General features: G+C 69.4%; 12 protein-coding genes. 9 read left to right on the plus strand and 3 right to left on the minus strand.

Annotation, left to right across the window (positions count from 1 at the left end):
* Positions 1-6 precede the first annotated feature (6 nt).
* Positions 7-1287 (plus strand): L-seryl-tRNA(Sec) selenium transferase, encoded by a 1281-nt coding sequence (gene selA, locus ACXYX3_RS04415; RefSeq protein WP_458610312.1) that lies wholly within the window; start codon positions 7-9, stop codon positions 1285-1287.
* Positions 1275-2957, plus strand: coding sequence for a SelB domain-containing protein (locus ACXYX3_RS04420; RefSeq protein ID WP_458610313.1), 1683 nt, complete (start codon positions 1275-1277; stop codon positions 2955-2957). Before selA ends, ACXYX3_RS04420 begins: the two co-directional genes overlap by 13 nt.
* Here the strand turns inward: ACXYX3_RS04420 and ACXYX3_RS04425 are convergent.
* Positions 2914-3951, minus strand: coding sequence for a TerC family protein (locus ACXYX3_RS04425; protein ID WP_458610314.1), 1038 nt, complete (start codon positions 3949-3951; stop codon positions 2914-2916). The genes ACXYX3_RS04420 and ACXYX3_RS04425 overlap by 44 nt on opposite strands.
* A 102-nt stretch (positions 3952-4053) precedes the next feature.
* Here ACXYX3_RS04425 and fdh point away from each other — a divergent pair, with 102 nt between their 5' ends.
* From fdh to ACXYX3_RS04460, 7 genes are all read left to right on the plus strand, one after another.
* A complete protein-coding gene (fdh, locus tag ACXYX3_RS04430; RefSeq protein ID WP_458610315.1) occupies positions 4054-7317 on the plus strand; it encodes a formate dehydrogenase in 3264 nt (1087 codons plus the stop codon).
* Positions 7317-8207, plus strand: coding sequence for a 4Fe-4S dicluster domain-containing protein (locus ACXYX3_RS04435; RefSeq protein WP_241205033.1), 891 nt, complete (start codon positions 7317-7319; stop codon positions 8205-8207). Before fdh ends, ACXYX3_RS04435 begins: the two co-directional genes overlap by 1 nt.
* Entirely contained in the window at positions 8207-9211 is a 1005-nt protein-coding gene (gene nrfD, locus ACXYX3_RS04440; protein WP_458610316.1) for an NrfD/PsrC family molybdoenzyme membrane anchor subunit, read from the plus strand. Before ACXYX3_RS04435 ends, nrfD begins: the two co-directional genes overlap by 1 nt.
* A 105-nt stretch (positions 9212-9316) precedes the next feature.
* Positions 9317-10249, plus strand: a complete 933-nt coding sequence (locus tag ACXYX3_RS04445) for an NAD(P)/FAD-dependent oxidoreductase (RefSeq protein ID WP_458610317.1) — start codon at positions 9317-9319, stop codon at positions 10247-10249.
* Positions 10250-10267: 18 nt separating this feature from the next.
* Positions 10268-10807, plus strand: a complete 540-nt coding sequence (locus tag ACXYX3_RS04450; RefSeq protein WP_458610318.1) for a YceI family protein — start codon at positions 10268-10270, stop codon at positions 10805-10807.
* Between the two features lie 158 nt (positions 10808-10965).
* On the plus strand, positions 10966-12471 hold the full coding sequence (locus ACXYX3_RS04455) for a SulP family inorganic anion transporter (protein ID WP_458610319.1): 1506 nt from the start codon (positions 10966-10968) through the stop codon (positions 12469-12471).
* Positions 12471-12857, plus strand: a complete 387-nt coding sequence (locus tag ACXYX3_RS04460; RefSeq protein ID WP_458610320.1) for a MerR family transcriptional regulator — start codon at positions 12471-12473, stop codon at positions 12855-12857. Before ACXYX3_RS04455 ends, ACXYX3_RS04460 begins: the two co-directional genes overlap by 1 nt.
* A 69-nt stretch (positions 12858-12926) precedes the next feature.
* Here the strand turns inward: ACXYX3_RS04460 and ACXYX3_RS04465 are convergent, their stop codons facing one another.
* Both ACXYX3_RS04465 and ACXYX3_RS04470 read right to left on the minus strand, forming a co-directional pair.
* Positions 12927-14078, minus strand: coding sequence for an NAD(P)/FAD-dependent oxidoreductase (locus ACXYX3_RS04465; protein WP_458610321.1), 1152 nt, complete (start codon positions 14076-14078; stop codon positions 12927-12929).
* Positions 14079-14129: 51 nt separating this feature from the next.
* A complete protein-coding gene (locus ACXYX3_RS04470; protein WP_458610322.1) occupies positions 14130-15524 on the minus strand; it encodes a hypothetical protein in 1395 nt (464 codons plus the stop codon).
* Positions 15525-15530: the final 6 nt, after the last annotated feature.

The following is a 15530-nucleotide window of genomic DNA, read 5'->3' on the forward strand; positions in this document are numbered from 1 at the left end:
GTGACCATGAGTGACCCCCGGCGGCGGGTGCCGCGCACCGATGCCGTGCTCGCCGATCCGCGGCTGGTCGCGGCGGCCGAGCGTGTGGGCCGGGTACTGGTCAAGAGCGTGGTGGCCGACGCGCAGCAGCGGGCCCGCGCCGGGGAGATCGACCCCGAGCAGGTCGCCGACCACGCCGTCGCATCGTTGCCGGCGAGCGCGGCCACATTGCGGCCCGTCATCAACGCGACCGGCGTCGTCGTGCACACCAACCTGGGCCGCGCGCCGCTGTCGCATGCCGCTGTCGACGCCGTGACCACCGCCAGCGGCGCCACCGACGTCGAGTTCGACCTCGCGACCGGCCGCCGGGCCCGCCGCGGAAGGGGCGCGCTGGCAGCGCTGGCTGCTGCGGTGCCCGCCGCCGAGGCCGTGCACGTCGTCAACAACAACGCCGCGGCTTTGCTGCTGACCGCGATGACGCTGGCGTCGGGCAAGGAGATGATCGTCAGCCGCGGCGAGCTGATCGAGATCGGCGACGGCTTCCGGCTGCCCGAGCTGATGACGTCCACCGGTGCCCGCATCCGCGAGGTCGGCACCACCAACCGCACGCATCTGCGCGACTACGCCGACGCGATCGGACCCGACACCGGCTTCATCCTCAAGGTGCACCCGTCGAACTATCACGTCAGCGGTTTCACCTCGACGGTGCCGGTGCGCGACCTCGCGGCACTCGACACGACCCTGGTCGTCGACATCGGCTCGGGCCTGCTGAGCTCGCACCCGCTGCTGCCCGACGAACCCGACGCCGCGACGGTGCTGCGCCACGGCGCCGACCTGGTGACCGCCAGCGGCGACAAACTGCTGGGCGGGCCGCAGGCCGGGCTGCTGCTCGGTGCCGCCGAGCTGATCGAGCGGCTGCGCCGCCACCCCGCGGCCCGCGCGCTGCGGGTGGACAAGCTGACGCTGGCGGCGCTGGAGGCCACGCTGGTCGGGCCGCCGACGCCCGTCGCGCAGGCGCTGACCGCCGACGTGGCCGAGTTGCGTGCCCGGGCCTCGGCTTTGGCTGTCCAGCTGCCGGGAGCCGAGGTCGTCGAGTGCGTGTCCGCGGTGGGTGGCGGCGGCGCGCCGGACGTCGAATTGCCTAGCGCCGCAATCGCTCTGCCCGAGCACTATGCAGCCACGTTGCGGACCGGTGAGCGCGCGGTGGTGGGACGCATCGAGGACGGTCGCTGCCTGCTCGACCTGCGCACGGTCGCGCCCGACGACGACGCGGCGCTGCTCGCGGCGGTCCAGGCATGTACGTCATAGCGACGGCGGGCCACGTCGACCACGGCAAATCCACTCTGGTGGAACGACTCACGGGGATGTGGCCCGACCGGCTCGCCGAGGAGCAGCGCCGCGGCCTGACCATCGACCTCGGTTTCGCGTGGGCCGACATCGACGGCCGGGAGATCGCGTTCGTCGACGTGCCCGGCCACGAGCGCTTCGTCGGCAACATGCTGGCCGGCGTCGGACCCGTCCCGGCGATCATGTTCGTCGTCGCCGCCACCGAGGGCTGGATGCCGCAGTCCGACGAGCATGCCGCCGCGCTGCGCGCGCTCGGCGTGCGGCACCTGCTGGTGGTGATCAGCAAGGCCGACCTGGCCGATCCCGCGCCTGCCATCGCGCAGGTGTGCCAGCAGCTTCCCGGCGCGACCATCGTGGTCGGCACCGACATCGACGCGGTGCGACGGGAACTGGTCGCACTGGTGGATCGGCTGCCAGCGCCGGACACCGACGCCGACGTGCGGTTGTGGGTGGACCGCTCGTTCACGGTGCGCGGTGCCGGCACCGTCGTGACGGGCACGCTCGCGGCCGGCACCATCCGAGTCGGCGACGAGCTGGTGCACGACGGGCGGCGCGTCACCGTCCGCGGGATTCAGTCGTTGGGCCGCGATCGCGCCGACGTGGGCGCGGTGGCGCGCGTCGCGGTCAACCTGCGCGGCGTCGACCACCACGACATCGCCCGGGGTGACACCCTGTGCACGCCGGGTGCGTGGCGGGACACCGGTGAGATCGACGTCGCGCTGCGTGCGGCCGGGAAACTGCAGCAGGAGCTGGTGCTGCACATCGGGTCGGCGGCGGTGCCCGTGCACGTGCGACCGCTCGGCGACGCCGGGGCGCGGCTGCGCCTGTCGAAGCCGCTGCCACTGCGCATCGGCGACATCGGCCTACTGCGCGACCCGGGCGAACACCGCATCGCCGCCGGGATCGAGGTGCTCGACGTCGCGCCGGCGCCGTTGCGACGCCGCGGCGACGCCCGTGCCCGCGCCGCCGAGTTGAGCATCGGCCGAGTGCGCCCCCCGGTGTGTGCTCGCGAGGTCGATCTGCGCGCCATGGGCTTCACGACAGACGGCGAGCGCGTGGGGGAGTGGGTGGTCGACGCGACGTGGTGGACGCGTCAGCGTGAGCACTTGGTGAGCGCCGTCGCGCGCTGGTCAGCCGGACACGACATCGCGGCGGGCATGCCCGCCGAAGAGCTGCGCCGCGCGCTCGACCTGCCGGCCATCGACCTCGTGACCGCGTTGGCCGCAGGCACCGGACTCGAGTTCGCCGACGGCCGGGTCCGGCGACCCGGCGCCGCGCTGCCCGACCGCGTCGAGAAAGCGGTGGGCACCCTCGAGGAGTGGCTGGCCGCCGAACCGTTCCGCGCGCCGGACGCCGACGAGCTCGCCGAGCTGAGGCTCGGGCCGAAGGAGCTGGCCGCAGCGGCGCGGGCGGGCCGGCTGGTCAAAATCGCCGACGGCGTGGTGCTCGGGCCGGACGCCTACGAGCGGGCGGCCCAGATCCTGGCCGGGGTGGCGCAGCCGTTCACCGTCGCCGATGCCAAACGCGCGCTGGACACCACCCGCCGCGTCGCCGTCCCGCTGCTCGAGGCGCTCGACGCGCGCGGGATCACCCGACGCCGTCCTGACGGGACGCGCGATCTGACTCGGTGACCGAGCGGTCCTTGGCCGTGGCACGCAGCGATCCCGGATGGGCCTTGGCGGTCGGGTCCTTGCGGGTCTTGGCCAGGCTGGCGATGGTGGTGACGGCGAGGATCACGACGATGACCACCAGGCTCAGGTAGGTGTTGACCTCGGGGATGTTCGGGTTGATGTCGACGTGGCCCCAGTGCAGCACCAGCTTCACCCCGATGAACGCCAGGATGATCGCCAGGCCCGTCGACAGGTACACCAGCCGATCCAGCAGGCCCTTGACGAGGAAGAACAGCGCCCGCAGGCCCAGTAGCGCGAAGGCGTTGGCCGCGAACACGATGTAGGGCTCGGACGTCACGCCGAACACCGCGGGAATCGAGTCCAGCGCGAACAGCAGGTCGACGCTGCCGATCGCGATCAGCACCGCGAGCATCGGGGTGGCCATCCGGCGGCCCTGGATGCGGGTGAGCAGCTTGCCGCCGTCGTAGTCGTCGCTGAGCGGCAGGAACTTCCGCGTCGCCTTGATCATGATGTTGTTCTCGACGTCGGGGTCCTCGTCGCGGTGCCGGAACAGCTGCACCGCGGTCAGGATCAGCAGGATGCCGAAGATCAGGAACATGAACGAGAACAGCGACAGCAGCGTGGCGCCGATCGCGATGAAGATCGCGCGCATGATGAGCGCCAGGATGATGCCGAACGTCAGCACCTTGTGTTGATGCTCCTCGGGCACCGCGAAGGTCGCCATGATGATGACGAAGACGAAGAGGTTGTCGACCGACAGGCTCTTCTCCACGATGTAGCCGGCGAAGTACTGCGTGCCGAAGTCGGTGCCGTAGGTGGCCATGAACCACACCCCGAACCCGATGGCGACGGCGATGTAGAACACCGACCATGCGGTCGCTTCCCGGAATCCGACGCGGTGGGGTCGGAGCGCGGCCAGGATCAAGTCGACGGCGAGCAGGGTGACGATCAGGCCGATCGTCACTCCCCAGGTCAGCAGGCTGATCTCGAGCATGCACCCTTTGTACCTGAGAGTCAGCGGTTGATCGGCTGTGAAGCGGGTACTCCGGGTTGCCATCGCCCGGCGGCGACGATTGGATGGACGGGGAGGTGACGGGTGGACATCAAGGGCTTGTTCCGATCGTGGCCGGTGTATCGGCAACTCACCGGTGACGACAAGCTCGGCCGCGGCAGCGCCGCCCAGTCCCCGCGCTCCCTGACCCTGACTCCCCGCACCGCCGAAGCCGACCACGTCGCACACTCGGTGTGCCCGTTCTGCGCCGTCGGCTGCGCGCAGAAGGTGTACGTCAAAGACGAGAAGGTCGTGCAGATCGAGGGCAATCCCGACAGCCCGATCTCGCGCGGCCGGCTCTGCCCCAAGGGGTCGGCCAGCAAGCAGCTGGTCACCGGGCCGCAGCGGCTGACCACGGTGCGCTACCGCGCCCCCTACGCCACCGAATGGCAGGACCTCGATCTCGAGACCGCGATGACCATGGTCGCCGACCGGGTGCTCGACGCGCGGGAGAAGGGCTGGCAGCAGTTCGACTCCGACCGCAACACGCTGCGCCGCACGATGGGACTGGCCAGCCTCGGCGGTGCCACGCTGGACAACGAAGAGAACTATCTGATCAAGAAGTTGTTCACCGCGCTGGGCGCACTTCAGATCGAGAACCAAGCGCGTATTTGACACAGCGCCACGGTTCCCGGTCTGGGGGCCTCCTTCGGTCGCGGCGGAGCGACGGACTATCAGCAGGACCTCGTCAACTCGGACTTCATCGTCATCATGGGGTCGAACATGGCCGAGGCGCATCCGGTCGGATTCCAGTGGGTGATGGAGGCCAAGGCGCGCGGGGTCAAAGTCGTGCACATCGATCCGCGGTTCACCCGCACCAGCGCGGTCGCCGATCAGCATGTGCCGCTGCGCGCCGGCAGTGACATCGCGTTCCTGGGCGGAGTGATCAACTACATCCTGTCCAACGAGCTCGACTTCCGCGAGTACGTGACGGCGTACACCAACGCCTCGTTCCTGATCGACGAGAACTTCTGCGACACCGAGGATCTCGACGGGCTGTTCTCCGGGTACGACGACGAAACCGCCTCCTACGACGCGTCGAGTTGGCGCTATGAGGCCACCGGGTACGACGCCGACAACGTCGGCGAGAAGGAGCGCGCGTCGTCGGATCAGCAAGGGTCCGGTGGCGCGCCGCTCGAAGGCGGCGCCGGCGACATCCCGTCCGACCCGACGCTGCAGCACCCGAGGTGCGTGTACCAGATCCTCAAACGGCACTACGCCCGCTACACCCCGGAGATGGTCGAGCGAGTCTGCGGCGTGCCCGCCGATCAGTTCCTGGCGATCGCCAAGGCGTGGACGGAGAACTCGGGCCGCGAGCGGACCGCCGCGCTGATCTACAGCGTGGGCTGGACACAGCACTCGGTGGGCGCGCAGTACATCCGTGCCGGCTCGATCATCCAGTTGCTGCTGGGCAACATCGGCAGGCCCGGGGGCGGCATCATCGCACTGCGAGGTCACGCGAGCATCCAGGGCTCCACCGACGTACCCACGCTGTTCAACCTGCTGCCCGGCTACCTCGCGATGCCCAAAGCCGGCGACGCCACGCTCTCGGACTACCTGGAGCGCATCATGGCGCGCAACCAGAAAGGCTTCTGGCGCAACGCGGATGCGTACATGATCTCGTTGCTCAAGGAGTACTGGGGCGAGCACGCGACGGCCGACAACGACTACTGCTTCGATTACATGCCGCGCATCAACGGCGACCACGGCACCTACCGCACCGTGATGGACATGGTGGACGGCAAGGTGTTCGGCTACTTCCTGCTGGGCCAGAACCCGGCGGTGGGGTCGGCGCACGGACGTCTGCAGCGGCTCGGCATGGCCAACCTCGACTGGCTGGTGGTGCGCGACCTCGTCGAGATCGAGAGTGCATCGTTCTGGAAAGACGGGCCGGAGATCGAGACCGGGGAGATCTCGCCGCAGACGTGCCGCACCGAGGTGTTCTTGTTCCCGGCCGCCTCCCACGTCGAGAAGGCCGGCACGTTCACCCAGACCCAGCGGATGCTGCAGTGGCGCGAGAAGGCGGTCGAACCGCCCGGCGATGCGCGCTCGGAGCTGTGGTTCTTCTACCACCTGGGCCGCATCCTGCGCGAAAAGCTCGCCGGCTCAACCGATGAGCGCGACCGCCCGCTGCTGGACCTGTCGTGGGACTACAAGATGGAGGGCGACGAGCCCGACGGGGCGGACGTGCTGCGCCGCATCAGCGGCGTCGACCTGTCCACCGACCGCGCGGTCAGCGGCTACACCGAGCTCAAGGCCGACGGATCGACGATGTGCGGCTGCTGGATCTACAGCGGCGTGTACGCCGACGAGGCCAACCAGGCCGCGCGCCGCACACCCCACACCGAGCAGGGGCCCTACGACAACGAGTGGGGCTGGACCTGGCCGATGAACCGTCGCATCCTCTACAACCGCGCGTCGGCCGATCCGCAGGGCAGGCCGTGGAGCGAGCGAAAAGCGTTGGTGTGGTGGGACGCTGAGCGCAACGAGTGGACGGGCCACGACGTACCGGACTTCGAGAAGAACAAGGCGCCCGACTACCGGCCGCCCGACGGGGCCGTCGGCGTCGAGGCGCTGCGCGGCGACGATCCGTTCATCATGCAGGCCGACGGCAAGGGGTGGCTGTTCGCGCCCGACGGCGTGCAGGACGGTCCCATGCCGACGCACTACGAGCCCCACGAGTCACCGGTGCGCAACGCGCTGTATGCCCAGCAGGGCAACCCGGCGCGCAAAGTCTATGGGCGAGCAGACAATCCGTCGAACCCGTCGCCGCCGGAGGCGCACGGTGAGGTGTTCCCGTTCGTGTTCACCGCGGCGCGACTGACCGAGCATCACACCGCCGGCGGTATGAGCAGGCAGCTGCCGTATCTGGCTGAGCTGCAGCCCGAGTTGTTCGTCGAGGTGTCCCCGGAGCTCGCCGAGATCCGCGGACTCGCGCACATGGACTGGGCGCACGTGGTGACCAGCCGCGCCGCGGTCGATGCGCGAGTGTTCGTCACCAGCCGGATGCGGCCGCTGCGCGTGGAAGATCACGTGGTGCACCAGATCTGGATGCCGTATCACTGGGGCAACAAGGGCCTGGTCGACGGGGACGTGGTCAACGACCTGCTCGGGGTGGTGGCCGATCCGAACGTGTTCATCCAGGAGAGCAAGGTCTCGACCTGCGACATCCAACCCGGCCGCCGGCCCCGGGGAGCTGCATTGCTGGAGTACCTGCACCAGTACCGGAATCGGGCGCACATCACCGCGGAGACCGGCACCGACCTGGACACGACGCAGCCGTCCCGCGACCACACCGAGGAGAGGTGATGGACGTCAACAGTTTCCACGGCCCGCTGGAAGACCCGGCGGGCAACGCCGGCTACGCCGACGACCACCCGCCGCGGGTGGGCTTCTTCACCGACACGTCGGTGTGTATCGGGTGCAAGGCGTGCGAGGTGGCCTGCAAGGAATGGAACGAGGTCCCCGAAGACGGATACAACCTGCTCGGGATGTCGTTCGACAACACCGGCGCGCTCGGCGCCAGCACCTGGCGGCATGTGGCATTCATCGAACAGCCGGCCACCCCGCCCGTCGAGCTCGGCATGCCGGAGTTCCAGCGCCCGGGCGATGCGACGGGACCCGAAGCGCGACAGGACTTCCGGTGGCTGATGTCCTCTGATGTCTGCAAGCACTGCACGCACGCGGGCTGCCTGGACGTGTGCCCGACCGGGGCGCTGTTCCGCACCGAGTTCGGCACCGTCGTCGTGCAGCAGGACATCTGCAACGGGTGCGGATACTGCGTGTCCGGCTGTCCGTACGGGGTGATCGAGCGGCGCGAAGGCGACGGGCGGGCCTGGAAGTGCACGCTGTGTTACGACCGCCTGCACGACGGGCTCGAACCGGCCTGCGCCAAGGCCTGCCCCACCGACTCGATCCAGTTCGGCCCGCTCGACGAGCTGCGCGAGCGGGCGGCGATGCGCGTCAACGACTTACACGAGCAGGGCATCACCGAGGCGCGACTCTACGGCGAGGATCCCGACGACGGCGTCGGCGGCGACGGGGCGTTCTTCCTGTTGCTCGACGAGCCCGAGGTGTACGGGCTACCGCCTGACCCGGTGGTGCCCACGCGCGACGCCGGGGCGATGTGGCGCTATGCCGGGATGGCGGCGTCGGCGCTCGTCGGCATCGCCGTGTCTGCGTTCGTGGGACGCGCCTGATGCGCGAAAAGCTCAGCGACACAGACGCCTCCGATCGCAACGCGCAATCCCGGCACCGGCGCGGCGGCCGCGACGACATGGCGGTGCCGCCCGCCGACTTCCGGTCCTACTACGGCCACCCGATCCTCAAGCCGCCGGCGTGGAACTGGATGATCGCGGCGTACCTGTTCCTCGGCGGGCTCTCGGCCGGGTCGGCACTGCTGGGTGCCGGTGCCGATCTTCGCGGGCTGACCCGGTTGCGCAGGGTGTCGCGGTTGGGCGCACTGGCCAGCATCCTGGCCAGCCTGTACTCCTTGATCGCCGACCTCGGCCGGCCCGAACGCTTTCACCACATGCTGCGGGTGGCCAAACCCAGCTCGCCGATGAGCATGGGCACCTGGATTCTGTCGGCCTACGGCCCGGGCGCCGGCCTCGCCGCGGCCGCCGAGGTGATGCCGGACCGGCTGCGGCGGTCTCGGCTCGGCAGGATGGTGTCGTGGGCCGCGCGGCCCGCGGGCCTGGAAGCCGCCGCCGTCGCCCCCGGGGTGGCGTCCTACACCGCCGTGCTGCTGTCGCAGACCGCGGTCCCGGCGTGGCGGGAGGCGCACCCGTATCTGCCGTTCGTGTTCGTCGGATCCGCCGCGGCCAGCGGAGCGGGACTCGGCATGCTGGCCGCGCCGCTGTCGGAGGCGGGACCTGCACGCCGGATGGCCGTCGTCGGGGCGGCGTTGGAGGTGGGGGCCTCGCGCACGATGGAACGCGAGCTGGGGCTCGTCGGCGAGGCCTACACCACCGGACGGGCCCACCGGCTGCGGCAGGCCTCGGAGCTCCTGACCGTCGGCGGTGCCGTCGGCGCGGTGATCTCGGGACAGCGCCGCTGGGCGGTCGCCGCGTCGGGCGTCGCTCTGCTGGCGGGCAGCGTCCTGCAACGCTTCGGGGTGTTCGAGGCGGGCGTGGCGTCGACGAAGGACCCGAAATACGTCGTGGTGCCGCAGCGGGAGCGGCTGGCGCAGCGAGAGGCGTAGCGCCGCCGCGAGTGTGCTTCGTGATACGGCCTTCGCGGCGTGTCGCGGATGGCATTGCACAGTCGGGGCAGGCGTAATCGCCTGACGACCGGGCACCAAGGAGTCATGGATTGGGAATGTGCGGTCGTTGGCGGTGGCGCAGCCGGGTTGAGCGGGGCGCTGGTGCTCGGCCGTGCCCGCCGGAAGACGGTCGTCGTCGACGCCGACGATCCGAGCAACCGCGCGGCGGGAGTCATCGGCGGGCTGCTCGGCTTCGACCAACGGCCGCCCGATGAGTTGTACGCGACGGGCAGGGCGGAACTGGACGCGTACCCCAGCGTCGAGTATCGCCGCGGCGAGGTGACGGGGGGCCGAGCCGTCGACAACGGTTATCTGCTCGACCTCGCCGACGGTACGACGATCGCCGCGAAGCGCATCCTGCTCGCATCCGGAATGGTCTACTGTCCACCGCCGCTGCCAGGGCTCGAAGAGCTCTGGGGCCATTCGGTGTTCCAGTGCCCGTTCTGCCACGGCTGGGAGATGCGCGACAAGACCTTGGCAGCGTTGGCATCCGGCACCCAGGGCGTGCACATGGCGTTGATGCTGCGTGGCTGGAGCGACGACGTGGTGCTGCTGACCGATGGGCGATCGGATCTCGGATCTGAAGACGCCCGGCTGCTCGCCGCCGCCGATATCACTGTCGACGAGCGACGGGTCACCGAATTACGCAGCGATAGCGGCGAATTGACTGAGATCGTGTTCGCCGACGGCTCGCGGCTGCCGCGTCAGGGCCTACTCGTCGAGGCCCCGTTGCGGCAACGATCGCGGTTGGTTGCTGAACTGGGTGCGACGTACACGCCGGGCCCGCTGGGTACCGAGCCGCTGACCATCGACGCGATTCACCGCACCAGCGCGCGCGGCGTGTTCGCCGCCGGCGACGTGTGTACCCAACAACCGCACATCGCCGGGGCGATCGCGTCGGGCTCGCAAGCGGCGATGATCGTCGTCCAGACCCTTCTTGCTGACGAATTCGGTTTGCCCTACCCGCCCGGTGGGTGACCTCGGTAGCGTCGACCGATGACCTGGACACTGGACCCCTCGTACGGCGAACTGCTGCTCACCACCGGGGTCACCGGGCCGGCGTCGGCGATGGGACACCGCCTGACGATCGCGATGACGGCCTGGCAGGCGACGGTGACGTGGACCGGCGATCAGCCGACAGCGGTGGAGCTGACCGTCGACGTCGATTCCCTGCAGGTGCTGCGAGGCGACGGCGGGGTGAAAGGCCTCACGGGGGTGGAGAAGTCGCTGGCCCGCTCGAACGCGCTGAAAAGTCTGGACGCCAAGCGTTTCCCGCAGATCCGGTTCTCGAGTTCGGACATCGATGCGATCGACGGCGGCTATCGGCTCTCGGGCACGCTGGAGATTCACGGGCGGACGCGACCACGCTCGGTGGACCTGCATGTGGAGGAACTGTCGCAGGCATGGCGCATGACGTGCACTGAGACGGTCAGCCACGCTGACTTCGGCGTCAAGCCCTACTCGCTGATGATGGGGGCGCTCAAGGTGGCCGACGACGTGGCGGTCTCGTTCACCGCCGAGCACTCCAAGGACTGAGCGCTTCGGGTGATCTGCGCGACATAATTTGCGAGCCAACCCTCCCCCAGGGGTAGAGTTCAGCTCGGCTAGCTTTCTGCTGCGCGGTCGTCATGCCCTCCTGTCCGGCGCGAAAGCCGGCTGCACACAACGTTTTCCGATTCGCGAGAGGATCGTCGATGAGCGCTGCGCTCGACACGCCCACGCCGCAACAACAACAGTCCGTCCTTGCCGCACTGCGCTCGCCGCGCCGACTCCGCACCGAGGTGCTGGCGGGACTGGTCGTCGCGTTGGCGTTGATCCCCGAGGCGATTTCGTTCTCCGTCATCGCCGGCGTCGACCCCAGGGTCGGCCTGTTCGCGTCCTTCACGATGGCCGTCACCATCGCGATCGTCGGCGGCCGACCTGCGATGATCTCAGCCGCCACGGGTGCCGTCGCACTCGTCGTCGCGCCGCTGGTACGGAGCCACGGACTCGATTATCTGATCGCGGCCGTGATCCTGGCCGGCGTCGTGCAGATGGTGTTCGGGGTGCTCGGCGTGGCGCGCCTGATGCGGTTCGTGCCGCGCAGCGTGATGGTCGGCTTCGTCAACGCGCTGGCCATCCTGATCTTCCTTTCGCAGATGCCGCACCTGCTGGGGGTGCCCTGGCTCGTCTACCCGATGGTGGCCGTCGGCATCGCCGTGATCGTCGCGCTGCCGAAGCTGACGACTGCGATACCTGCCCCGCTGGTCGCGATCGTCGCCCTGACCGCGGCCGCCGTCGCCGCCGGGTGGAACGTTCCCACCGTCGGCGACGAAGGTCAGCTGCCGTCGAGCCTGCCGAGCCTGCTGATGCCCGACGTGCCTCTCACGGTGGACACGCTGCGGATCATCGCGCCGTACGCCCTGACCATGGCGCTGGTCGGACTCCTCGAATCGCTGATGACCGCGAAACTCGTCGACGACATCACCGACACGCACTCGGACAAGTCCCGCGAAGCCGTCGGGCAGGGGGTGGCCAACGTCGTGACCGGATTCTTCGGCGGCATGGGCGGGTGCGCGATGATCGGCCAGACCATGATCAACGTGAAGGTCAGCGGTGCACGCACGCGGATATCCACGTCCCTGGCCGGCAGTTTCCTACTCGCCCTGGTGGTGGGCCTCGGCGACGTCGTGGCGCGCATTCCGATGGCGGCTCTGGTCGCCGTCATGGTGATGGTGTCGGTCGCCACGCTGGACTGGCACAGCATTGCGCCGAAGACGTTGCGCCGCATGCCCAAGAGCGAGACCTTCGTGATGCTGGTGACCGTCGCCGTCACCGTCGCCACCGACAACCTGGCCTACGGGGTGGCCGTCGGAACCCTGGCGGCCATGGTGTTGTTCGCCCGCCGGGTGGCCCACTTCACCGAGGTCGACACCGTCGACGGCGCCGCCGATGACACCAAGGTCTACACCGTCACCGGAGAACTGTTCTTCGCATCCAGCAATGACCTGGTGTACCAGTTCGACTATGCCGGCGACCCGGACAACGTCGTCATCGACATGAGCAAGGCGCACATCTGGGACGCGTCGACCGTCGCCACGCTCGACGCCATCACGACCAAGTACGCGGCGAAGGGCAAGACGGTCACCATCGTCGGGATGAACGACAACAGCGCCGAACGCCATGCGCGGCTGTCGGGCCAGCTGTCCGGAGCGCATTGATGCCGGTCGAGGTGTGGCAGATCGGAGAGGTCGCAGCGCGTACCGAGTTGTCCATCAAGACCATTCGGCACTATGACGAGGTCGGGCTGGTGGTTCCGTCGGCGCGCTCTGGCGGTGGGTTCCGGCTCTACACCGCGCACGACATCGACAGGCTGCTCGCGATCCGGCGGATGAAGCCGCTGGGTTTCACCCTCGACGAGATGCGGCACCTGCTCGCGGCGTTGGACACCGTCGCATCGAACGACGCGAGTGCTGCGGATCTGGAGAGCGCCCGGGCCTACCTGGCCGACTGCCATGCGCGAGCCGTACAGGCGTGCGAGATGTTGACACGGCAGCTGAGCTACGCCGCGGAACTCACCGAGCAGCTGGCGGATTTCTCGCGATAGCGCCGCGAGTGTGCGACGCGATACGGCCGCGGCGGCGTGTCGCGGATGGCGTTGCACAGTCGCGGCGAGTCACGATGCCGGCGGCGGCTCTCGCTTGGTGATGAGTTCCTCGCCACGGTCGTAGTCCTCGTCGGCGTTGTAAGTGAGCACCCCGACGGTGGCGCCGTCAGCGGTGTACCAGACGGTGAAGCCGTCATCGTGCTCGACCAACCGACTCTGGTCGTATCCGTCGCCCCAGGCATGGTATTTGACGTCGGCATCGCCGATCGTCGTCCAAAAGCCCGGTACGCCAGACCATGTCGCGTCGTCATCGCCGGCGGCAGATGCGCCGGCCACCTCACCCTGATCGGCGGCATCCTGCCAGTGCTCGATCGGCAACGCCCGCCCGGCACCGGCGTTGACCGCGACGGCGACGTCGCCGGCCGCATACACCCCGGACACACTCGAGCGCATGTGCTCGTCGACCAGCACACGACCGTCCTGCATGGTCAGTCCCGCGGCCTCGGCGAGGGCACTGTTGGGCGTCACACCCGTGGCCGCCAGGACGACGTCGGCGGTCAGCACGTCGCCGTTGTCGAGGCGGACGGACCGGCCCTCGATCGAGTCGACCTTCGCGCCGCCGACATACCGGGCGCCTGCCTGCTCCACCAGCTGACGAAGGCGCTGCCCGGCCTCGTCGCCGAGACGCTTGGCCTGCGGTACCGGATCGGGTGCCACCAGGGTCACCGACAGTCCCCGCATCGCCATCGATGCCGCAGCCTCGCAGCCGATGAAGCCCGCACCGACCACCACGGCCGTCTTCGCCGTGCCCACCGCGGCGCGCAGCGCCTCGGCGTCGTCGAGCGAGCGCAGCTGCAGTGCCTGTTCCCCGCCGGGCACGGGAAGCGGAGACGGGCTCGCGCCACAGGCGAACACCAACGCGTCGTAGGCGTAGCGCTGTCCGTCGGCGACCACGACGCGCTCGTCGACGTCGATGCTCTGCACGTCGGCGTCATGGACCACCTCGACGGCGTGCTCGTCGAACCACTCTCGGGGGTGCATCTCGACGTCGTCGGTCTCACCGCGCAGGAAGTCCTTGCTCAGCGGCGGCCTGCTGTACGGATGCCGACCGTCGGCAGTCAGGATGCGAATGGGACTGTCGGGACGGCGATCGCGGTAGGCCTCGGCGGCGCCGAGACCTGCCGGACCGCTTCCGATGACGAGCAAGCCGGGGTCGGACACCGGCGATGTGTACCCGCCGGCCGGCCGATTACACCTTGCTGCCGCAGAGCGTCACAAAGACGGCAGCACGGTCTGCCAGAACAGGTGTGCCACAGAGTCGTTGACGAAGTTGCTGTGCGCCCCGGACAGTCGATCCCCACCCGTGATGACGACGTCGGCGTCGGCGTTGTAGATCCCGCCGCGGACGAACCCGTACTGGTGGCGGACATCCTCGGCGATTCGCAGGTCCTCCGCCGACCCGGTGCCCTGGATGCCGTAGCTGCCGATCCCGCCCCACTCGGGCAGGTCCCCGGGGCCCAGCGTGTGATCGCGACCGATGCGTGCGCCCAGCGGGTACCAGGTGCCGACCGCCTTGTCGTGGGACGAGCGGGTGGTCGCCACGGCACCCCGGACCGCGGGCGGCTGCGCCCGGACCGCCCGATAGAAGCCGGGACCGAAAGGGGCGTAGGGGATCTGGTCGGCGAAGGACCACAGCGACATCGCGCCCTGTACCAGGAACAGGGTGTCGACGGGCCGGGGCAGCGGATCGGTCCGCACGCCACCGGACACCGGGCCGGCCACCGCAGCGGTCATGACGATGCAGCCGAAGCTGTGGCCCATCAGATGAAGCCGGGCCGACGGCGCTGCGATCTGCAGATCGCGTAGCACCCGGTGGACGTCGCGCTCGCCGACCACGCGGGCCCGCTTCTTCATCGTCCAGAACGACAGCTGACGCACCGGGGCCAGGATGATGTCCCTGGCCGAGGCGAGCAGGCCGTCGCCCAGGATGCCCGGGTTGCCGGTGGCAGGGCCTGCGGTGCGCAACTCGGCGATCCACTGCTGAGCGGTGTCCTGCGGCGAGAACTCGGGCAGGTCGGCGCCGGGCGCGGCCTCCGGGCTCCCGTCGGACAGATCGCCGGCTGCGAACAGCCGGCGGTAGGCCGCCTCGAGTTCCGCAGGCATCTGGCCACTTTGGATCTGCAGCGCGGTGATCTCGTCGTCGGCGACCGCGGTGATGCGCTCCAATGCCGCGAGGGCCTCAGACGAGGTCGCGATCCGGTCGGCATAGCGCTCGACGAGGCCGGAGGTGTCCATCACAGCTTCGTCGGCCAGCGCGTCGTCGTCGACGCCGAGGGTCGCCCTGGCGGGTCCCTCGTCGCCCCAGGGCAGGCTGGGCCAGTGCACCCCGACGATCAGCGGGGTGAACCCGGGCACCTTGGTGGCGACCAGGGCCCGGTCGGCGTCCTGCTGTGCCACCGTCGGAAACCATCTGCCGTACTGCTCCAGCGCGGCGGTGACGTCCCCTTTCCAGCCGTGGCTGGCGATGAAGATGTCGGTCACGCCGGTGCGCGCCGCCTCGACGATCGCGGTGCTGAGCAGCGTGCCGTCGGGCTCTGCCTGCTCCACCCCGTCCTTGCCGATCTCGAGCAGGTAGTAATGCGGGTCGACGGAATCGATGAACGGCATGACCGG

This window comes from Mycobacterium sp. Panama NTM2 (genome assembly GCF_054355555.1).